Source organism: Massilia sp. Leaf139 (genome assembly GCF_001424165.1).
In the GTDB taxonomy this organism is placed as follows: Bacteria; Pseudomonadota; Gammaproteobacteria; order Burkholderiales; family Burkholderiaceae_D; genus Telluria.
The window spans coordinates 136264-155666 of the sequence record NZ_LMOJ01000027.1; the positions used below are offsets into that span (position 1 = coordinate 136264).

Below are 19403 nucleotides of genomic sequence, written 5' to 3' on the forward strand. Positions count from 1 at the left end.
CGATGGCCGAAAGCGATCAGCGGCGCCGGCGCCGCAACCAGCCCGCACCCAGCAAGCCGGCGCCGAACAGCGCCAGCGTGCCCGGCTCGGGGACTTCGGTGCCGATCTCGTGGACGTTGTCGACGCTGCCGGCGAGCAGATTCAGGCCCAGGCGCCAGGCGCCGAATGCCTCGTGTCCGTAATACGGCTGGTAGACCTGGTTTTTCTGGTAGCCGCGCAGCGCATCGGCCTCGTCGTAGCCGCGTTTGCCCAGCGTGACGATGTAGGTGCCGGCCTTGGCAAACGTCCAGCCGAAGGCCGAGTCGTACAGGTGCTGGGAACCGTCGTCGTAGGTAAAGGACGAGTCGTCGTTCCAGGTCAGCTGGGTGCCGCCGTCGAACAGGCGCATCACGTTGTCGAACCCGGTGATATGGCCGTCGCCATTGAGGTCGCTGTGCGGCTCCATCACCAGCGAATCGAAGAACAACCGGGTATCGGCGCTGACGGTGAACGCCACCCGCGCCACCTTCAGCTCGGCCTTCTCGCCGTCGCCATTCCCGTCGATGGTGCCGATGGTGCCGTTGATGACGACGGCACTGGCGGTCTGGCACAGTAACAGGGCAGCGCTGGTCAGCAAGGTACGGAATAAGGTGTGCATGGTGGTTGCGGTAGTGACGCGAAAGCCGGGAACAAGCAATTCCCGTACCTTGAGGAAATTAATGAAAGAAATCAATGATTTGGGACGGAAGGCGGCGCGCCGTGCGAACCGACTGTAAAACATCCCGACAGACTCGCGGTTCCATTCCTGGCCGGATGGCGCTGAATATGCAAAAACAAAAGCCCCGCACGCGGGGCCTTGTCGTCGCCGGCAGGCATGCCGGCAAGCCGTGGATCAGACGTTGAACAGGAAGTTCAGCACGTCCCCATCCTTGACCACATATTCCTTGCCTTCCGCGCGCATCTTGCCCGCTTCCTTGGCGCCGGCCTCGCCCTTATAGGCGATGTAGTCGTCGTAGGAAATCGTCTGGGCGCGGATGAAGCCGCGTTCGAAGTCGGTGTGGATCACGCCGGCCGCCTGCGGGGCGGTGGCGCCGACCTTCACGGTCCAGGCGCGCACTTCCTTGACGCCGGCGGTGAAATAGGTCTGCAGGCCGAGCAGTTTATAGGCGGCGCGGATCAGGCGATCCAGGCCCGGCTCTTCCATGCCCATGTCGGCCAGGAATTCCTTCTTGTCCGCGTCTTCCATCTCGGCGATTTCCGATTCGATCGCGGCGGAAATCGCCACGATCGGCGCGTTCTGCTTCTTCGCGAACGCGGTCAGCTGATCCAGCAGCGGGTTGTCGGTGAAACCCGTGTCGGACACGTTGGCGACATACATCGCCGGCTTGGCGGTGATCAGGTGCAGTTCGCGGATCAGCGCCATCTCGTCGGCGTCCAGGCCCAGGGTGCGCACCGGCTGGCCTTCGTTCAGGTGCGGCAGCATGCGTTCGCAGATGGCCACCAGCTTGGCGGCATCCTTGTCGCCCGAGCGCGCCTTCTTGTTTTCGCGGTGGATCGCCTTTTCGACGGCGCCCATGTCGGCCAGCGCCAGTTCGGTCTGGATGACTTCGATGTCGTCGATCGGGCTGACCTTGCCGGCCACGTGGATGACGTTGTCGTCCTCGAAGCAGCGCACCACGTTGACGATGGCGTCGGTCTCGCGGATGTGCGACAGGAACTGGTTGCCCAGGCCCTCGCCCTTCGACGCGCCCGCCACCAGGCCGGCGATGTCGACGAATTCGACGATGGCCGGGACGACGCGTTCCGGCTTGACGATGTCGGCCAGCGCCTGCATGCGCGGATCCGGCACCTCGACCACGCCGACGTTCGGCTCGATCGTGCAAAACGGGTAGTTTTCGGCCGGGATGCCGGCCTTGGTCAGCGCATTGAACAGGGTGGACTTGCCGACGTTAGGCAGGCCGACGATGCCGCATTGGAGACTCATGGGAATTCTTTCATTTCGATAGTGGTGAGCCCGGTTGCGCGGCTCGTAACCCCGTATTGTAACCGCGGACGCCCACGTTTGCCGCAAAAACAGGCGCATGGAGAAACGTCTACGCCCATTTTGCCTGTCGGAATTTTTTACAGCGGAGCAGCTCGATTTTTTCCCGCTAACAAATATTCCTTTCCGTTCAATAACTTATTTCACTGGAACATTAATTGCTTTATAAAAAGAACAAAACAACCAACCAGGAAATTGACATGAAACGCAGCTTGTTCGCCCTGTTCACCGCCACCGCCCTGCTTGCCGGCTCGGCCCACGGCGCCAGCGTGATCGGCGGCCTTCGGGGCGGCGACCTGACCGACCCGGACAACAATGGCTCGGTCGATGCCAACCTCAATTACGACGCGACCTTCCGCTCGTTGAACAAGCCGTATTTCCATAGCGAAGGCGCCTTCAACGTATTCGACAATAGCGTGGGCGCGGGCGACGCCAAGTGGTGCTGTGACCTCAACGGCTGGGTCGAAGCCGACTTCGGCAGCAAGCGTTACCAGCTGAGCAGCTTCACGGTGACGTCGGCCAACGACGTGGAGGGGCGCGATTCGGACGTCTGGCAAATCCTGGGCTCGAACGACGGCAAGAATTACACGCCAATTTTCTCGTACAACAACGAAGGCACGTCGCCATGGCGCGGCGCCCGCTACCAGACCATCGAATACTCCGTCGGCACCGATTTCGCGCTGCCGGCTGCCTACAGCATCTTCCGCTACCAGACCTTCTCGACGGTCTCGGCCGATGCCCACCAGCTAGGCGAGCTCGAATTCTTCGGCAAGGAATACGTCGCGCCGACCGCGGTGCCGGAGCCGGGCAGCGTCGCCCTGCTGGGCCTGGGCATGCTTGCCGCGCTGGGCCTGCGCCGCAAGCGCGGCTGAGATCGGATCTGATCCGCACAAAAAAACCGCTGCCTGCGCAGCGGTTTTTTTATATGCCGGCGATCGCTCAGATCGCACGCAGCCGTGACAGATCCGGCCGTTCGATGAAGGCGGCCAGCTCGTCGCGCAGGCGCTGCCCTTCGCCCATCGCCTGCGTCCAGGCCTTGATGCGGGCATCGTGGTCGAGTCCGTAGAACTTGAAGTCGGCGCGATCCGGCAGCTTGGCGCGCGGCAGCGTTTTCAAAAACGCCGGCGTGGGCGCGACAATCAGCACGTTGTCGAGCCAGCTGCGGTTCGGCCCGCGCGCGCAGCGGCGCCAGGGCATTGCCTTGTCGAGCCAGCCTGGCACGATGTGTTCGTTAAAGTGCGGATACAGCACGATGGCGTCTGGGTCTTCCTTCTCGATGCGGGCATAGGGCAAGGCCAGGTGGTAGTCGATGATGCCGCCGTCCCAGTAACAGCCTGCAGGCGCGCCCGCGATGGCGGTGACCGGCTGCATGATCAGGGGCAGCGTACCCGAGGCGAGCAGGCTGGCGGCCAGGTTACCCGGCGTAAGCGCGGAAAAATGTGTCGTGAAACTGTCGAAGGGTTCGCGCAGCCAGGTGGCCGGGGCACGCGCATCGCCGAGCACGACCCGTTCCAGCAGATTCCCCAGGCGTGCGCGCGAAGCGAAGTTGGTGAGCGCCGCGCTGGCGAAGCCGTGCATCTCGGCACGCCGGTGCGCCGGCTGCGCCAGGGCGCCCTTGCCGCGCACCGCCAGCAATTGCAGGCGGTGCAGCGGGTGACTCAGGATATCGCCCTCGTGGCCGCTGACGAATTCATGCAGGAATCCCTGCACGACCTCGTTGATCTGCTGCGGGCTGGGCTTGGTGGTCGTGTAGCGCTGCCCCGCATACAGCTGCCCCAGGCGGGCGAAGGCCTTCACCGGATCGCGCTGGCAGGCCGCGGCCATGCGCCAGGCGCCGATCGAGGAACCGATCAGGGTGCGCTCGCGCGGGCTGCCCGGGAACCACTCGCCAAACACGTACTGATCGAGCGCCTGGAAGATCAAGCCCTTGGGGCCGCCGGCGGCGGCGGGTACGACGGCGATGTCGGACGCCTGCAGACCGTGTGCGCGGATGCGGGCCAGCGCGCGCGGGCCGGCGTGGAAGGAAAGTGTGCTCATCCTGAAATTATCGCAGGATGGGCAGGTTTGCGCCGGAGCGTGGGCCGGCGCGCGTCAGGCAGTGTGCAGCTGCATCGTCGCCGTGTCGAGCTTGCCCTCGACGGCCAACGGAATGATGCGCAGCGCCTTGTCGATCGATTCCTCGATCAGGCTTAGCTCGTCCTTGCGCGGGCGGTGCAGCACGAAGTCGGCCACGCCCTGCTGCAGGTTCAGGCTGCGCGGGTGGCCGATGCCGAGGCGCAGGCGCCAGTATTCCTGGGTGCCGAGAGCGGCCGTGATGTCCTTCAAGCCGTTGTGGCCACCCGAGGAGCCGCCCTTTTTCAGCTTGGCGACGCCCGGCATCAGGTCGAGCTCGTCGTGCACGACCAGCACCTCGTCCGGGTTGATCTTATAGAAGCGCGCCAGCGCGCCGACCGACTGGCCGGAACGGTTCATGAAGGTCAGCGGCTCGAGCAGCCAGACTTCCTTGCCGCCGATATTCGTCTTCGCCATCATGGCGTTGAAGCGGCTTTCGCGCTGCAGGCGGCAGCCGGGCAGGCTGTTGGCGAGGTTGTCGACCAGCCAGAAGCCGGCATTGTGGCGGGTTTGTTCGTAGTCGGGCCCGGGGTTGCCGAGGCCGACGATGAGGCGGATGGACATAACGGTCGCGTCAGTAAAAGAGGAATTATCGCCGAAATAGCGAGCGGGAATTAAAAAACCCGCCGGCTTGCGCACGGCGGGTTTTGAGAAGAAGAGCCAAACCGGCCTCTTTCAGCCCCCGCTTGCGCGGCGGCCGACAGCGTCCTTCAATTACTTCTTCTCTTCGGTCGCTTCGGCGGCGACGGCGCCACGTGGGATCGACGAGGTGACGATGGTCAGGTTCTGGCCATGGGTCACTGCGGTCACGCCTTCCGGCAGGGTCAGGTCGCCGGTGTGGATCGACTGGCCGGCTTCCAGCTTGCTCAGGTCGACTTCGATGAACTCTGGCAGTTGGCCTGGCAGGCAGGACACGTCCAGTTCGTTCAGCACGTGCGAGATGACAGCGCTGCTCAGCTTGACGGCTGGCGAGATCTCGGCGTTGATGAAGTGCAGGGCGACCTTGGTGTGGATCTTCTGCGAAGCGTCGACGCGCTGGAAGTCAGCGTGCAGCACCAGTTGCTTGTATGCGTGCATCTGGAAATCGCGCAGCAGGACTTGCTGGGTCTGGCCTTCGACTTCGAGGTCGAGCACGGAACCGTGGAAAGCTTCTTTCTTGAGCGCGTGGTACAGGGCGTTGCCGTCCAGGGCGATCAGTTGTGGGGCAGCGGTGCCGCCGTAGATGATGCCTGGGGTCTGGCCAGCCTTGCGCAGGCGGCGGCTCGCTCCGGTGCCCTGCAGGGTGCGGTTGAATGCAACTACTTTCATGTGAAACTCCATAAGTTTGGGATCGCATGCAGGCTATTCCTGCCCGATTTCCCGGTTGTGCCCGCCCCCGCGACCAGGGGCTGGCTTGGCTGAGCGCCCTACAAGCGCTCAAGAAAAACAAATTCTGCTAACGGTACAACGGCGCGCCGGGCATGAAGCCGGGCGCGCCGCAGGTTGCTGCTTGATTCTTTAGTCCACGAACAGCGACATGACCGAGTCGCCCTTCACGATACGTTTAAAGGTTTCGGCGAGCAGCGGCGCGCAGGTCAGCTGGCGGATCTTGCCGCAGGCACGGCCGGCTTCGCTCAGCGGGATGGTGTCGGTGACGACCAGTTCGTCCAGCGGCGAGTTCGAGATACGCTCGATGGCCGGGCCCGACAGCACAGGGTGGGTGCAATACGCCACGACCTTCTTGGCGCCGCGCTCCTTGAGCACTTCGGCGGCTTTGGTCAGCGTGCCGGCGGTGTCGACCATGTCGTCCATGATGACGCAGTTACGGCCTTCGACTTCACCGATGATGTTCATGACTTCCGACACGTTCGCCTTTGGACGGCGCTTGTCGATGATCGCCAGGTCGCAGCCGAGGCGCTTGGCCAGGGCACGGGCACGCACCACGCCGCCGACGTCCGGCGAGACGACCAGCAGGTCGTCGTAGTTGCGCTTTTGCAGGTCACCCAGCAGCAGCGGCGATGCGTAGATATTGTCGACCGGGATGTCGAAGAAACCCTGGATCTGGTCGGCGTGCAAGTCCATGATCAGGACGCGCTCGACGCCGGCTTCTTCGAGCATGTTGGCCACGACCTTGGCCGAGATCGCGACACGCGCCGAGCGTGGACGGCGATCCTGGCGGGCGTAACCGAAATAAGGAATAGCGGCGGTGATGCGGCCGGCCGAGGCGCGCTTGAGGGCATCGACCATCAGCATGATTTCCATCAGGCTGTCGTTGGTCGGCGCGCAAGTCGATTGCAGGACGAAGACATCCTTGCCGCGCACGTTCTCGTTGATTTCGACCATGACTTCGCCGTCCGAGAATTTCGAGACGACGGCCTTGCCGAGAGGAATACCGAGGCTTTTTGCGACCCCTTCTGCTAGCGCCGGATTAGCGTTGCCGGTAAAAACCATCAGGTTTTCGTAAGCCATGGGGAGTCCTGAGAGAAGAGCGTTGATACTTTGAAAAACAATCAGCCGGATATACCGGCTGATTAGCGTTAGGGCGTCCGTCTGGGCGGCTCGCCCGATTCATCCGCTGGACACGTTCGTATCGACAGCCCGGATAAAACGAATGGCAGGGGAACAAGGATTCGAACCTTGGTATGCCGGAATCAAAATCCGGTGCCTTAACCAGCTTGGCGATTCCCCTACGCAACTTACAGCTTGCTGCAGCATCTTGACGACTGCTCGTCAAATCCTGCAACAGGCAAAATTTTATTCTACAACTCATTGTTTTGCAAGAGCGATTTCATCGGATGTCGCTGCAAAGACCGGGCTTTCCATGCGCGCCAGGCCGTTGGAACCTGCCCCAACACCCGATCCGCCGTCGCCTCATCCGGCAGCGCACAAAACACGCAGGCTCCCGAACCAGTCATCCTTGCCGCACCATACTGCCCCAGCCATTCGATCGCCTTTGCTACCGGCGGAAATAAACGGGACGCCACTGCTTGCAAATCATTTTTCCCAAACTCACTTAATAAGTTCGCTTCAGGAAAGTCCGCTATTCTAACGGGCTTCGTGTCGCGCGTCAAATCCTGCGCCGTAAAAATTGCAGGGGTCGGCACCGAGACGCCGGGCTCGACCACGACGTACCAGCAATCGGGCCCGGCCAGCGGCTGCATCGCCTCCCCCACGCCCTCGACGAAAGCGGTCTGGCCATAGATAAAGAAGGGAATGTCGGCGCCCAGCGGCAGGCCGATCTCCATCAGCTCGGCATCCGTGAAACCGGCCTGCCACAGGTGGTTGGCCGCCATCAGCGCCGTCGCCGCGTCCGACGAACCGCCGCCGAGCCCGCCGCCCATGGGCAGGATTTTTTGAATGGCGACGTCGATCCCGGACGCGGCGTGGCCGTGACGTTCTCCATACGCGGTGGCCAGGCGCTGCAAGGCGCGCACGATCAAGTCGGACTCTTCCGGCACACCGGGCACCTCGTTCGTGCGCTGGATGCGGCCATCGTCGCGGACATCGAAATGCAGCGTGTCGCCGCGGTCGATCAATTGAAACACGCTTTGCAGCAGGTGATAGCCGTCGGCGCGGCGGCCGACGACGTGCAGGAACAGGTTCAGCTTGGCCGGGGCCGGGCAATCGTGGAGCGAGCGGCGCATGTTCGTGCCGGTCATGCGGCTGGATCGAGCAGGATGCGGATCGACAGTTCGTCGGCGTCGGCCGTGGCGCTGCGTTCGGCAACGATCTCGCGCGGCATTTGGCCGCCCTCTTTCGCGTTCTGCCAGGAGACGAAACGCAGGCGCCAGCCGTCCTGGGTGAAGACACTGTTGTTCGCCGCCGAGGCGGCAAAGCGCTTGCCGGAGGCATCGGTGGCGTAACCCTGCAGCCAGTCGCGCAGGCCGGAGACCGGCAGCGGCCAGCCGAGGGTTTCCCGGCTCAGCGTATCGATGTCGGCGGCGCTGCGCGGTGCGCGTCCGGCCTCCGTGAAGGTCGCCTGTTGCGGCGTCACGTTGATGGTGGCGGCGATCTGCTTCAAGGGATTGAGGAAGACCACGTCGAGCTGGCCCGGACGCTGCGACCACTCGAAGGGACCGTTCATGTTGCCGGGCTGCCCGTCCTTCTTGTAGCTCACCTGCAGGCGGCCGGTCAGTTCGATGGTCTCGCGGTAGGCAGTGGCGGCGACCGGCGCGCCCGTGGTGGCGGACGGCTGGGTGGCGGTGGTGGCGCAGCCGGCGAGCGCGGCGGCGAGCACGATCAGGGAAACATGGCGGTTATAAAGCATCGGTCAGGGGACGAGTAAAAAAAGAAACGGCGGGCATCCGGCCCGCCGTGATGATTCGACATTATTTCACAGCGACAAACGCAGGCGCGCCAGCGTGCTGCGCAGCGTGTCGTTCTGCGGATCCTTGGCGCGCGCCTCGCGCCACAGCTTTTGGGCATCGGCCTGCTTGCCCTTCTGCCACAGCACTTCACCCAGGTGGACGGCGATCTCGGGATCGCGGCGCAGGCCATAGGCGCGGCGCAGGTGGGCTTCGGCGGCGTCGAGGTTACCCAGGCGATACTGCACCCAGCCCATGCTGTCCATGATGAAGGGATCCTCCGGCGCCATGGCCAGGGCTTTTTCGACCAGCCCGCGCGCCTCTTCCAGGCGGACATTGCGTTCGGCCAGCGAGTAGCCGAGGGCGTTGTAGGCGTGGTGGTTGTCGGGCGCCAGGCGCATCACCTCGCGCAGGGTCTTTTCCATCACCTCGAACTGGCCGTTCTTTTCCGCCAGCAGCGCGAAGTCGTAGAGCAGGTCGGGGTTGCCCGGGAAGCGGCGCGCCGCCTCCTGCATCAGGGTAAAGGCCTGCGCGTGCTGGCCCGCGTCGCGCAGCACCTGCGCCTCCGCGGCGACGACCTGCGCCTGGGCGGCGGGTTCGCTCGGCTTCAGCGAGGCCAGCAGGCGGCGCGCGGCCGGCACGTCGCCGCCCTTGCCGAGCAGCTGGGCGCGGCGCAACTGGGCGCCGAAGGCGGCCTTTTCGTCGCCTTCCGGCAGCTTATCGAGCCAGCCGACGGCGGCCGGGATATCGCCCCGCTCCTCGGCCAGCTGCGACAGGATCAGCAGGGCTTTCGACGGGTCGCGTTCGTCTTCCGGATTGCGTCCGAGCACGTCGACGAAGCGGGTGAAATAGCGCTCGGCGCCGGCCGGGTCGTTCAATTGCGTCGACAGCACGCCCAGCGCGTACAGGGTCGTCACGTTGTCGGGTTGCTGCTTGTCGAGCAACAGGAATTCGTTGCGCGCGGCCTCGAACTGTTTTTCGTTGACCAGCAAACGCGCATGCGCTGCCCGCACTTCGCGCGCGTTCGGATTCGCCGCGAGGAAGCTCGAGAGCAGCTGGCGCACCTGCGCTTCGTTCTCGCCCGCCTGTGCCAGGGTCAATACCGCGATTTCGGAATCGGGCTTCAGCGCCAGGGCGGCACGCGCCTCGCGCTGAGCCTGGGCCTTGTCGCCGCGCGTCATCGCGCTTTGCGCCATGACGACATGGCCCTCGAGAGTATTGCGGTACGGCGCCACCACCCGCTCCAGCATGGCATTGGCCGCTTCCTTGTCCTTGGCGCGCGAAAGCAGTTGCTGCACCTGATAGAGCACGACGCCGCGCACGGGCGCCGGGGCACCCTCCAGGCGCTTGCGGAAAATTTCTTCCGCGTCCGCGATATTGTCGGACAGGATCACCATCCCCAGATAGTACTGGGTCGCTTCGTCGGATTCCGGGTCGAGCTGGCGCCACTGGCGCACGGCGGCCAGGGTGTCTTCGGGCTGGCGCGCGGCCAGCGCCATCTCGGCGGCGCGCCGGGCAAGGCGTGGGTCGCGCGTCTGCTGCGCCAGGCTCAGCATGGTGAGATATGGGCCTTGCCAGTCGCCGCCGCGGAAGGCGAATTCGGCTTTCAGCAGCTGGTTCAGCAGCGTGCTCGTCAGTTCGACCTTCGGCAGGCGTGCCTTTTCAGCCTCGAGCTCGGCTTTCGCATCGCGCTCGGCCTTCGCCTGCGCCTCGGCCTTGGCCTCGGCTTGCTGCTCGGGCGAGAGCTGCGCCGATTGCGCAACAGGCTGCTGTTGCGGCGCCACAGCACACGCCGACAGCAGGCCGGAGAGGGTTACAATGACGAAAGCGTTTTTCAAGGCAAGTCCATGTGTGGAATGATGTTCGATTCTACGCCCAAGCCCCGTTGCGCGTGCGCGGGCGCAACACGAATTTACAAGTATTTTGTCAGATCTTCATGCCTGAACTCCCCGAAGTAGAAGTCACGCGGCGTGGCGTCGCGCCGCACCTGGAAGGCCGCATCGTCGAGCAGGTCGTGTTCCGCCGCGAGGGTCTGCGCTGGCCGTTTCCGGCGCACCTTGCGGAGTCCCTGGTGGGCCAGCGCATCACGCAGGTCGGCCGTCGCGGCAAGTACCTGCTGATCGGCTTCGCCACCGGCACCCTCATCGTCCACCTCGGCATGTCGGGCCATTTGCGCGTGCTGCCGCCAGGCGTCGAACCGAAGAAGCACGATCACTTCGACCTCGTGGTGAACGATGGCGCGCAGTCCCCGTCCCAATCCCAGGTCTTGCGCCTGAACGACCCGCGCCGCTTCGGCGCCGTGCTCTGGCATGCGCATGACGATGGCGATATCGACGCGCACATCCTGCTGCGCGGCCTCGGCGTCGAGCCGCTCGAAGACAAATTCTCGGCAGATTTGCTGTACAAGGCCACGCGTAAGCGTAGCGCGCCCATCAAGCAGGTGCTGCTGGCGGGCGACATCGTCGTCGGTGTCGGCAATATCTACGCCTGCGAAAGCCTGTTCAAGGCCGGCATCAGCCCGAAGACCCCGGCCGGCCGCATCAGCCGCGCCCGCTACGACAAGCTGGCGGCGGCGATCCGCGAGATCCTTGCGGAGGCCATCGTCCAGGGCGGCAGCACCTTAAAAGACTTTATTGCCGTGAATGGTCAATCCGGCTATTTCCAGCAGACGTATTTCGTCTATGATCGTGCAGGAGTGCCTTGCAGAAACTGTGGCGCGCCGGTGCGCCAGATCAAGCAGGGGCAGCGGTCGACGTTCTACTGCGCCACCTGCCAGCGCTAGGCCAATTTCACGGGCAAACCATGCAAGATATCCAAGACTACAGCGCCTGGCGCGCATCGATCGCAGCCGCACTGGACGACTATCGCGCGGCTCTGGCCAGGGCCGACATCGCGGATGCGGCAACTGCCCAGCGCATGACGCAGGCTGCGGCACGGGTGCGCGACGACCGCCTCTCGGTTGCCTTCGTCGCCGAATTCTCGCGCGGCAAATCCGAGCTGATCAACGCGATCTTCTTTGCCGACTACGGCCAGCGCATCCTGCCCTCTTCCGCCGGCCGCACCACCATGTGCCCGACCGAACTGCTGTGGGACGCCGCGTACGAACCCTGCATCCGCCTGCTGCCGATCGAGACCCGCGCGCGCCAGCTGTCGACCAGCGACTTCCGCGAAGATGCCTCCGCCTGGACAGTGCTGCCGCTCGAGCTCGACGCGCCCGAGCGCATGGCGCAGGCCTTCCGCCAGGTCAGCATGACGCGCCGCGTCGCGCCCGAGGAAGCGCAGGCCTACGGCCTGTACGATCCGGAGAACCCGGAGCTGGCCGACGCGCTCGGTGCGGACGGCCTGGTCGAGATCTCGCAGTGGCGCCACGCCATCATCAACCTGCCGCACCCGCTGCTGAAACAGGGCCTGGTGATCCTCGACACGCCAGGGCTGAACGCGATCGGCACCGAGCCCGAACTGACGCTGAACCTGATCCCGAACGCGCACGCGGTGCTGTTCGTGCTGGCTGCCGAAACCGGCGTCACGCGCAGCGACATCGAGGTCTGGCGTACCCATATCGGCGCGGGGCCGGGCCGCATCGTCGTCCTCAACAAGATCGACGCGATGTGGGATGCGCTGCGCAGCGAGGACGAGAATGCGGCCGAGATCGCGCGCCAGCAGGCCAGCGTCGCCCGGCAGCTGGGCCTGTCGCCCGAGCAGGTCTATCCGGTGTCGGCGCAAAAGGCGCTGGTCGGCCGCATCCAGGGCGACATGGATCTGTTCGAGCGCAGCCGCCTGGGCGAACTCGAAGCGGCCCTCTTGCACGGCCTGATCCCGCAAAAAAAGACCATCCTCGGCGGCGCGCTGCGCGAGGATCTGGCGGCGCTCGACGCCGCGCAGACGGCGGCGCTGAACGCGCGCGGACGCGGCCTGGTCGAGCAGCTGCAGGAACTGAAAAGTTTAAGGGGCAAGAATCAGAACGTGCTGGCGCACATGATGCGCCGCATCGAGGCCGAGCGGAAGGATTTCGACGCCGGCCTGCTGCGCCTGCAGGACGCGCGCACGCGCTTCGCGGCGCTGTCGACCGAGCTGTATTCGACGCTCGACATGGACGCCGTGGCGCGCCAGGCCGAGAGCGTGCGCCTGGCCCTGCATGCGGCGCGCTTCGCCACCGGCATGCGCGCGCCGGTGCGCGCCTTCTTCGACAACACCCGCGCCAGCATCGATGGCGCCGCCGCGCAAGTCGCCGAGATCGGCACGGTGATGGACGCCATGGTGCGCGGCTTCGCGGCCGAACACGGGCTTACCTTGTCGCCGCCGGTGCCGCTGTCGCTGGCGCGCTACCGCGACGAGATCGCGGCCGTCGAGGCGCTCTATGTCAAACAGTTCGGCACCGCCACCCTGCTCATGACCAGCCGCAGCACCCTGCTCGAACGCTTCTTCGACTCCATCGTCTCGAGCGTGCGCCGGAGCTTCCGCGCCGCCAACGCCGAGGTCGAGGCCTGGCTGAAGGTGCTCATGGTGCCGCTCGAGACCCAGATCCGCCAGCACAAGGAACAGCTGCGCCATCGTCTCTCGTCGATCCAGCGCATCCACGATGCGACGGACAGCCTGGAACAGAAGATCGCCGCATTCGAGACCAGCCAGGACGAACTGGAACAGCAGCGCCGGCGCCTGGCCGCGCTGAACGATGCCGTCGGCGCCGCACTCGTCGACACCCCTTTGAAAGAAGCCGCTTGAAACGTTTGACCGAATTCGATTCGCTGGAATACCCGGGCTTTGCGCAAGCCGTCATCGACTGGCAGCGCGCGCACGGGCGCCACTCGCTGCCCTGGCAGAACACGCGCGACGCCTACCGCGTCTGGCTCTCCGAGATCATGCTGCAGCAGACGCAGGTGGCCGCGGTACTCGGCTATTACGCGCGCTTCCTGGAACGCTTCCCGACCGTGCAGGATCTGGCGAATGCCCCGATCGAGGACGTGATGGCGCACTGGAGCGGGCTCGGTTACTACACACGCGCGCGCAACCTGCATGCCTGCGCGATCCGCGTGGTGCGCGACTACGGCGGCCAGTTCCCGGCCGATCCGGCCCTGCTGGCGGATTTACCTGGCATCGGCCGCTCCACCGCCGCCGCGATTACCGCCTTTTCGAACGGCACCCGCGCCGCCATTCTGGACGGCAACGTCAAACGCGTGTTCGCGCGCGTGTTCGGCGTCGAGGGTTATCCGGGCGAGAAGCGCATCGAGGACGGTCTCTGGCGCCGCGCCGAGGCGCTGCTGCCGCTCGAGGGCATGGAGTCGTACACGCAGGGTTTGATGGATCTGGGCGCGACCCTGTGCACGCGTTCGAAACCCGACTGCGGCCGCTGCCCGCTGCAGGCGCGCTGCGTGGCCTACGCCACCGGCCGCACCGAGGAACTGCCGGTGCGCAAACCGAAGAAGGCCACGCCGGAAAAGCGCGCCGACATGCTGGTCGTCCTGCATGACGGCCAGGTGCTGCTCGAACAGCGTCCGGACAGCGGGATCTGGGGCGGATTGCTGTCGCTGCCGGAAGCCGCTGGCCACGTCGGCATCGACGTCGCGCATGACGGCGGCATTGCGTTGGCGGCGTCGTTGACGTCGCTCGGCGAGGCCGAGGAGGTGCAGGCGCTGCTGCCGCTGGTGCATGTATTCACGCACTACAAGCTGCATATCCATCCGCACAAGGTGAGCTTGCGCGAACGCGGTGCGACGCCGGAAAGGTATGTGTGGGTGAAGCTGGCCGATGTGGGCGAGGCTGCCCTGCCCGCGCCGGTGAAGAAGCTGTTGTTGGATCTTGCCCGCCCGAGCTTGTTCTAGCCGGCGCCAACTCTGCGCGCGCGATGAACGCGTGGGCTCGGAGAGCCCACCCTACGTTACGCCACCGTTAACGTCAAAACTCAATGGTAGCTGCAGTGCACCGTAGGGTGGGCATGCCCACGCGTACGTGCCCCAACATACCACCACGTTGCTCTACAACTCGTCGAGCGAAAAAATCCGCTTGTGCTCGCGAATCGCATACCGATCCGTCATGCCGGCGATGTAATCGGCGATCTTCCTCGCCTGTTTCATGGTGTCGCCCGAGGCTACCTGGTAGTCCGGCGGCAGCAGCACCGGATCCGTCATGAAGGCGTCGAACAGCTCGCGCACGATACGGCTGGCCTTCACGCGCATGCGGTTGACCTTGAAGTGGCGGTACAGGTTCGCATACAGGAAGCGTTTCAAGGCCGTCGTCTCGGCGCGCATCGTGTCCGAAAAGCGGATCAGCGGCGGCGACGTGCGCACGTCGTCGATGCTGCGCGGCGCGGCGTCCTGCAGCAGCGCGGCCGAGGTGTCGACCAGGTCGGCCGTCATCGCGGTGATCATCAGGCGAATCGTCTCGTACAGCGTACGCCGGCCCGGCAAACCGGGATACTGCGCTTCCACCGCATGCCGGTGGCGCGCGAACAGGTCGACTTCTTCCATTTGCGCCATCGTGAGCAGGCCCGAACGCAGGCCGTCGTCGATGTCGTGGTTGTTGTACGCGATCTCGTCGGCGAGATTGGTCAGCTGCGCTTCCAGGCTCGGCTGGGTCTTGTCGAGGAAGCGCTGGCCCAGCTCGCCCAGCGTGCGCGCATTGTTCAGCGAGCAGTGCTTCAAAATGCCCTCGCGCGTCTCGAAGGTGAGATTCAGGCCGTCGAAGGCGCCGTAGTGCTCTTCCAGGTGATCCACCACGCGCAGGCTTTGCAGGTTGTGCTCGAAGCCGCCGTAGTCCTTCATGCATTCGTTGAGCACGTCCTGACCGACGTGGCCGAAGGGCGTGTGGCCGAGGTCGTGCGCGAGGGCCGTCGCCTCGACCAGGTCTTCGTTCAGGCGCAGGCTGCGCGCCAGCGTGCGCCCGATCTGCGCCACCTCGATCGAATGGGTCAGGCGCGTACGGAACAGGTCTCCCTCGTGGTTGAGGAAGACCTGCGTCTTGTACTCGAGGCGGCGGAAGGCCGTCGAATGGATGATGCGGTCGCGGTCGCGCTGGAACTGGCTGCGCGAACCGGGCGCCGGTTCCTCGTATCGGCGTCCGCGCGAACCCTTCGAATGCGCGGCATACGGGGCAAGGTGGGCGTCGAAATCGATCATGCGGCTTCCTTAATGTTGTATGCAGGCTTCCAGGGTGGCTTCCAGCACTTCCCGCGGCACACTTGCGATGCTCGGGCTGCCCAGTGGCTTCAGCAGGATGAACTTGATGGCGCCGCCCTCGTTCTTTTTGTCCACTTCCATCAGCTCGATCCAGCGCGCGACGCCGAGGTTCGGCGCCACGGTCGGCAGGCCGGCGGCTTTCACCAGCGCGCGCACGCGTTCGACGCTGGCGTCGTCGATCAGGCCGAGGCGGCGCGACAGGTCGGCCGCCATCACCATGCCGCAACCGACGGCTTCGCCGTGCAGCCAGGTGCCGTAGCCGAGGCCGGCCTCGATCGCATGGCCGAAGGTGTGGCCGAAGTTCAGCACGGCGCGCAGGCCGCCTTCGCGTTCGTCCTTGCGCACCACGTCGGCCTTGATCTCGCAGGAGCGCGCGATCGCGTGCGACAGCGCCTGCGGATCGCGCGCCACCAGGCGGGCGATGTTCGCTTCGATCCAGTCGAAGAAGGCGGCGTCGAGAATGGCGCCGTGCTTGATCACTTCGGCCAGGCCCGCCGACAGCTCGCGGTCCGGCAGGGTCGACAAGGTGCTGGTATCGGCCAGCACCGCGCGCGGTTGATAAAACGCGCCGATCATGTTCTTGCCGAGCGGGTGGTTGATGCCGGTCTTGCCGCCGACCGAGGAATCGACCTGCGCCAGCAGCGTGGTCGGGATCTGCACGAAGGGCACGCCGCGCATGTAGCTGGCGGCGGCAAAGCCGGTCAGGTCGCCGATGACGCCGCCGCCGAGGGCGACCAGGGTCGTCTTGCGGTCGCATTTATTCGCCAGCAGCGCGTCGAACACGGCCATCAGCGAGCCCCAACCCTTGTGCTCTTCGCCGTCGGGCAGGACGATCTCGACCACCTCGCGTCCGGCCGCGCGCAGCGGCGCGGCCACCTTGTCCAGATAGAGCGGCGCGACGGTGGTGTTGGTGACGATGGCGACCTTGGTGCCGGCCAGCTGACGCGCCAGCAGCGCGCTGTCGCCGAGCACGCCCGGGCCGATCGCGATCGGGTAGCTGCGCTCGCCCAGTTCGACGTTGAGATTGGTGTGTGCCGTTTGATTCATCGATGCCGCCCTTGCGCGCCGCGAGCGCGCCGAATTGAGCGCGTCGAGCTGGTCCAAAATTGTCTGAACCATCGATTGTACGTTAGGTCGGCCGGTATCGATGACGAGGTCCGCAATCTCGCGGTACAGCGGTTCGCGCTGGGCCAGCAGCTCTTCGAGCTTGCGGCGCGGGTCGGCCGTCTGCAATAGCGGACGGTTCTTGTCGTGCGAGGTGCGTTGCAGGATGCTGCCGATGCCGGCGCGCAGGTAGATGACGGTGCCGCGTTCGGCGAGATGGGCGCGGCTGGCCGCGTCGAGCACGGCGCCGCCGCCGGTGGCCAGCACGATGCCGCGCTGGGCCGTGAGTTCGCGGATCATGTCCGCTTCGCGCCGGCGGAAGCTGGCCTCCCCTTCGATCTCGAAGATCCACGGGATCGTGGCGCCGGTGCGCGCCTCGATCGCGTGGTCGGAATCGACGAAGCGCTTGTTCAGCCGGCGCGCCAGCAGCCGGCCGATGGTGGTCTTGCCGGACCCCATCAGTCCGACAAGAAACACATTTTCGGATTTCACATTAGATTGCGTTGAACTTGAACGCCCTAATATTACCCTTTGGCGTCTTCACCTGGAGCGTAATGTCGCCTACCGCACACGACGCTTCCGGGGTGACGGTCAGCCAATGGATGGTGCCGCCGACTGCATTCGTCGATCCGATCGCCTCCGGCGCCACGATCGAGGCCGTTACCTTGTTCGCGGACGAGACCGTCACAGTCGTGCCCGCCGGCATCGGATTGTCGTGGAGATCGGCGATGCGCACGTACAGGTCCTGCGACTTGCAGCCCGTGCCGGCCGCATCGACCAGTTCGTTGGCGGCGCCGTCGGCCGCCGTCCAGTCGCGGCAGGTGCTGCCCGTGCAGACCATGCGCGTCAGGCTCGCGAACGAGCCGCTGAACACGACCTCGAGCGGCATGCGGATGTAGTTCAGGCCCCACTTGCCGTTGCCGGCCGCGGCGTAGCTGCCGCGGTTGTACGGGAACGGCAGGTCGTTGTCGGCCGGGTTGTAGGTGCCGTTGACGTTGTTGTCGAGGAAGGCGTCGCCCATGTCGGTGAACGGCTCGCCGCCGGAGCGGCAGGTGTCGACCAGCGGACGGTAGGTCGCCGGCACGTTGCCGTTGGCGTCGACGAAGTCGGTGCAGCTGTACTGGCCGTCGCCGTTCATGTCGACGAAGGTTTCGACGCCCTGGGCAAAGGCCAGCAGCGAGACGCGGCCATTGGTCGGACGGAAGTTCTGGCTGCGCAGGTCGACCGAGCATTCGCCGTTCAAAGTCAGGCAGGCGCCCTGGGACGCGCTGCCGATGGCGCCGCCTTCGGTGACGAAGTTGACGGCGGTGCCATCCGACACCGGATTGCCGTACTGGTCGGCCATGCGCGCGCTCACCTTGACCGTCTCGCCGTCGTACTCCCAGCCTTCGAAGTTGACCTTTTCGGCACTCAGCGACATCGAGCGCTGGATCGGCAGGCCGGTCGAGATCGTCAGCGTGTCGGACAGGCCGGTGATGCTGGCGCCGTTGCGGCGCGCGGTGGCGATCACGCGCACCGGCGTCGGGATCGTGCCCGAGGAGACCGTGGCGCTGACGTTGCCCGTGCTGTCGGTGGTGGCGCGCAGCGGGCTGATGGCGAGGTTGCCGGTATAGGTCGTGGCGCTGAAATCGACATCGACGCCGGCCAGGCCGTTGCCCTGCTGGTCGACGACGCGGAAGGTCACCTGCGCCGATTCCGAGCGGCCCTGGCCGCCGGAACCCTTCAGCACGATCGAGGTGCCGGTGGCGCTCGAACTGGCGAACTGCACGGTGCCGATGTTGGCCGCGGTGACGTCGATGCCGATCGTCTGGCTCGAATTGCCGATCGCCGCCGTGATGATGTCTTTCTGGCGCACGCAGCCCTTGTTCGTATAGGTGGCCGTCTGCACGCCATTGCTCATCGCGCCCGGCACTAGGGTCGCGGTGCCGTCGCCGACGCACAGCGAGGTCAGCGCCAGGCCGGTCGACACGTCCGCCTTCTGGCCGGCGCTGGTGACCGGAATGTTCAGGGCGAGGGTGCTGAAGGCCGGCAGCGCGCCGGTCGGGGCCGGCGCGAACGAGAGCGCGCCGACGGTGAGCGGCGCCGCGCCGATGGCGATGTTCATGCCATTGCTGCCGGTCTTGCCTTCGACGACCGCGGTCGCGCTCAGGGCCAGGGCGCCGGCGGTCGTGTAGGTGGCCGGCTTGACCAGCACGGTGGCCACGCCGTTGGCGTCGGTCAGGGCCGAACCGGTCTCCGGCGTGAAGACGACCATGCCCTCGGTCGCGGAAGCGAACTGCACGATCGCATTCGTCGCGGGCTTGCCGTCCGGGCCCAGGACAGTTGCCTTCAGCGTGCCGCTCTGGCCGCCGGACAGGCTGTTCACCGCATTGCCGGAACCGTCGGCCAGGGTCACGGCGACTTTGGTTTCGGTCGCGACCGGGGTCGGGGTCGTCGGCGTGGTGGGCGTGGTGGGCGTGGTAGGCGTGGTGCCGGTGCCGGTGCCGGACTTGGGCGGCACCGCGCCGGGATCGCCGCCGCCGCCGCCGCAGGCGCTCAGCACCGCGGCGGCGATCAGGGTCAGGGCCGCCGTGCGCTTGACGGCCGCGGAAGAAGTACGGGTGGATGCTTGCAGCATGTTGTTGTTCCTGTTCTTTGTCAGCTGTAAAAAATGCCGGAACGTCGACAGGACGATCCGGCACCGGGTGTTGGTTGGGGGTTGGTGTCTCTCAG

Annotated in this window: 16 protein-coding genes and 1 tRNA gene; 4 read left to right on the forward strand and 13 right to left on the reverse strand. The window is 65.3% G+C overall.

Annotated elements, in window-relative coordinates:
- Window positions 1–16 precede the first annotated feature (16 nt).
- Together ASF77_RS22635 and ychF are read right to left on the reverse strand one after the other, a co-directional pair.
- Window positions 17–637, reverse strand: a complete 621-nt coding sequence (locus ASF77_RS22635) for a DVUA0089 family protein (RefSeq protein ID WP_056345231.1) — start codon at window positions 635–637, stop codon at window positions 17–19.
- 234 nt (window positions 638–871) lie between these two features.
- Window positions 872–1963, reverse strand: a complete 1092-nt coding sequence (gene ychF / locus ASF77_RS22640) for a redox-regulated ATPase YchF (protein WP_056345234.1) — start codon at window positions 1961–1963, stop codon at window positions 872–874.
- A gap of 257 nt (window positions 1964–2220) precedes the next feature.
- Here ychF and ASF77_RS22645 point away from each other — a divergent pair, with 257 nt between their 5' ends.
- Window positions 2221–2892 carry a discoidin domain-containing protein gene (locus ASF77_RS22645; RefSeq protein WP_056345237.1) on the forward strand — a complete coding sequence of 224 codons (672 nt, stop codon included), beginning with the start codon at window positions 2221–2223 and terminating at the stop codon, window positions 2890–2892.
- A gap of 67 nt (window positions 2893–2959) precedes the next feature.
- Here the strand turns inward: ASF77_RS22645 and ASF77_RS22650 are convergent, their stop codons facing one another.
- The 8 genes from ASF77_RS22650 to ASF77_RS22685 form a co-directional block, all read right to left on the reverse strand.
- Complete coding sequence (locus ASF77_RS22650; protein ID WP_056345242.1) at window positions 2960–4057, reverse strand: hypothetical protein; 1098 nt, start codon at window positions 4055–4057, stop codon at window positions 2960–2962.
- Between the two features lie 54 nt (window positions 4058–4111).
- On the reverse strand, window positions 4112–4696 hold the full coding sequence (pth, locus tag ASF77_RS22655; RefSeq protein WP_056345245.1) for an aminoacyl-tRNA hydrolase: 585 nt from the start codon (window positions 4694–4696) through the stop codon (window positions 4112–4114).
- A gap of 150 nt (window positions 4697–4846) precedes the next feature.
- Complete coding sequence (locus ASF77_RS22660) at window positions 4847–5440, reverse strand: 50S ribosomal protein L25/general stress protein Ctc (RefSeq protein WP_056345335.1); 594 nt, start codon at window positions 5438–5440, stop codon at window positions 4847–4849.
- Between the two features lie 189 nt (window positions 5441–5629).
- On the reverse strand, window positions 5630–6580 hold the full coding sequence (locus ASF77_RS22665; protein WP_056345247.1) for a ribose-phosphate pyrophosphokinase: 951 nt from the start codon (window positions 6578–6580) through the stop codon (window positions 5630–5632).
- A 143-nt stretch (window positions 6581–6723) separates the two neighbouring features.
- Window positions 6724–6800: transfer RNA gene (locus ASF77_RS22670), tRNA-Gln, on the reverse strand.
- A 70-nt stretch (window positions 6801–6870) separates the two neighbouring features.
- Complete coding sequence (ispE, locus tag ASF77_RS22675; protein WP_056345337.1) at window positions 6871–7755, reverse strand: 4-(cytidine 5'-diphospho)-2-C-methyl-D-erythritol kinase; 885 nt, start codon at window positions 7753–7755, stop codon at window positions 6871–6873.
- Between the two features lie 11 nt (window positions 7756–7766).
- Window positions 7767–8378, reverse strand: coding sequence for an outer membrane lipoprotein LolB (locus tag ASF77_RS22680; RefSeq protein WP_056345250.1), 612 nt, complete (start codon window positions 8376–8378; stop codon window positions 7767–7769).
- Between the two features lie 66 nt (window positions 8379–8444).
- Window positions 8445–10253, reverse strand: coding sequence for a tetratricopeptide repeat protein (locus tag ASF77_RS22685; protein WP_056345253.1), 1809 nt, complete (start codon window positions 10251–10253; stop codon window positions 8445–8447).
- A gap of 98 nt (window positions 10254–10351) precedes the next feature.
- Between ASF77_RS22685 and mutM the strand changes: the two genes are divergently transcribed.
- From mutM to mutY, 3 genes are read left to right on the forward strand one after another with little or no spacing between them, the layout of a single operon-like run.
- The gene (gene mutM, locus ASF77_RS22690; RefSeq protein WP_056345255.1) at window positions 10352–11197 is read left to right on the forward strand and encodes a bifunctional DNA-formamidopyrimidine glycosylase/DNA-(apurinic or apyrimidinic site) lyase; all 846 of its coding nucleotides are present in this window, start codon (window positions 10352–10354) and stop codon (window positions 11195–11197) included.
- 20 nt (window positions 11198–11217) lie between these two features.
- Window positions 11218–13137: a dynamin family protein gene (locus ASF77_RS22695; protein WP_056345258.1), complete on the forward strand. Its 1920-nt coding sequence runs from the start codon at window positions 11218–11220 to the stop codon at window positions 13135–13137.
- A complete protein-coding gene (gene mutY, locus ASF77_RS22700) occupies window positions 13134–14234 on the forward strand; it encodes an A/G-specific adenine glycosylase (RefSeq protein WP_056345260.1) in 1101 nt (366 codons plus the stop codon). The genes ASF77_RS22695 and mutY overlap by 4 nt, the downstream gene beginning before the upstream one ends.
- A gap of 153 nt (window positions 14235–14387) precedes the next feature.
- Here mutY and ASF77_RS22705 read toward each other — a convergent pair whose 3' ends face one another.
- The 3 genes from ASF77_RS22705 to ASF77_RS22715 are packed head-to-tail and all read right to left on the reverse strand — an operon-like array spanning window position 14388 to window position 19308.
- Window positions 14388–15527 carry a deoxyguanosinetriphosphate triphosphohydrolase gene (locus tag ASF77_RS22705; protein WP_056345264.1) on the reverse strand — a complete coding sequence of 380 codons (1140 nt, stop codon included), beginning with the start codon at window positions 15525–15527 and terminating at the stop codon, window positions 14388–14390.
- A gap of 9 nt (window positions 15528–15536) precedes the next feature.
- Window positions 15537–17150, reverse strand: a complete 1614-nt coding sequence (gene aroKB / locus ASF77_RS22710) for a bifunctional shikimate kinase/3-dehydroquinate synthase AroKB (protein ID WP_056345266.1) — start codon at window positions 17148–17150, stop codon at window positions 15537–15539.
- Between the two features lie 34 nt (window positions 17151–17184).
- Entirely contained in the window at window positions 17185–19308 is a 2124-nt protein-coding gene (locus tag ASF77_RS22715; RefSeq protein WP_056345269.1) for an Ig-like domain-containing protein, read from the reverse strand.
- Window positions 19309–19403: the final 95 nt, after the last annotated feature.

Excerpts from the sequence above, each read along its gene's own strand:
- ASF77_RS22680 (WP_056345250.1), bottom strand. The coding sequence starts at position 8,378 with ATGCTTTATAACCGCCATGTTTCCCTGATCGTGCTCGCCGCCGCGCTC.
- ASF77_RS22705 (WP_056345264.1), bottom strand. The coding sequence starts at position 15,527 with ATGATCGATTTCGACGCCCACCTTGCCCCGTATGCCGCGCATTCGAAG.
- ispE (WP_056345337.1), bottom strand. The coding sequence starts at position 7,755 with ATGCGCCGCTCGCTCCACGATTGCCCGGCCCCGGCCAAGCTGAACCTG.
- ASF77_RS22715 (WP_056345269.1), bottom strand. The coding sequence starts at position 19,308 with ATGCTGCAAGCATCCACCCGTACTTCTTCCGCGGCCGTCAAGCGCACG.
- ASF77_RS22695 (WP_056345258.1), top strand. The coding sequence starts at position 11,218 with ATGCAAGATATCCAAGACTACAGCGCCTGGCGCGCATCGATCGCAGCC.
- mutM (WP_056345255.1), top strand. The coding sequence starts at position 10,352 with ATGCCTGAACTCCCCGAAGTAGAAGTCACGCGGCGTGGCGTCGCGCCG.
- ASF77_RS22650 (WP_056345242.1), bottom strand. The coding sequence starts at position 4,057 with ATGAGCACACTTTCCTTCCACGCCGGCCCGCGCGCGCTGGCCCGCATC.
- pth (WP_056345245.1), bottom strand. The coding sequence starts at position 4,696 with ATGTCCATCCGCCTCATCGTCGGCCTCGGCAACCCCGGGCCCGACTAC.
- ASF77_RS22660 (WP_056345335.1), bottom strand. The coding sequence starts at position 5,440 with ATGAAAGTAGTTGCATTCAACCGCACCCTGCAGGGCACCGGAGCGAGC.
- ASF77_RS22645 (WP_056345237.1), top strand. The coding sequence starts at position 2,221 with ATGAAACGCAGCTTGTTCGCCCTGTTCACCGCCACCGCCCTGCTTGCC.
- ychF (WP_056345234.1), bottom strand. The coding sequence starts at position 1,963 with ATGAGTCTCCAATGCGGCATCGTCGGCCTGCCTAACGTCGGCAAGTCC.
- ASF77_RS22635 (WP_056345231.1), bottom strand. The coding sequence starts at position 637 with ATGCACACCTTATTCCGTACCTTGCTGACCAGCGCTGCCCTGTTACTG.
- aroKB (WP_056345266.1), bottom strand. The coding sequence starts at position 17,150 with ATGGGGTCCGGCAAGACCACCATCGGCCGGCTGCTGGCGCGCCGGCTG.
- ASF77_RS22665 (WP_056345247.1), bottom strand. The coding sequence starts at position 6,580 with ATGGCTTACGAAAACCTGATGGTTTTTACCGGCAACGCTAATCCGGCG.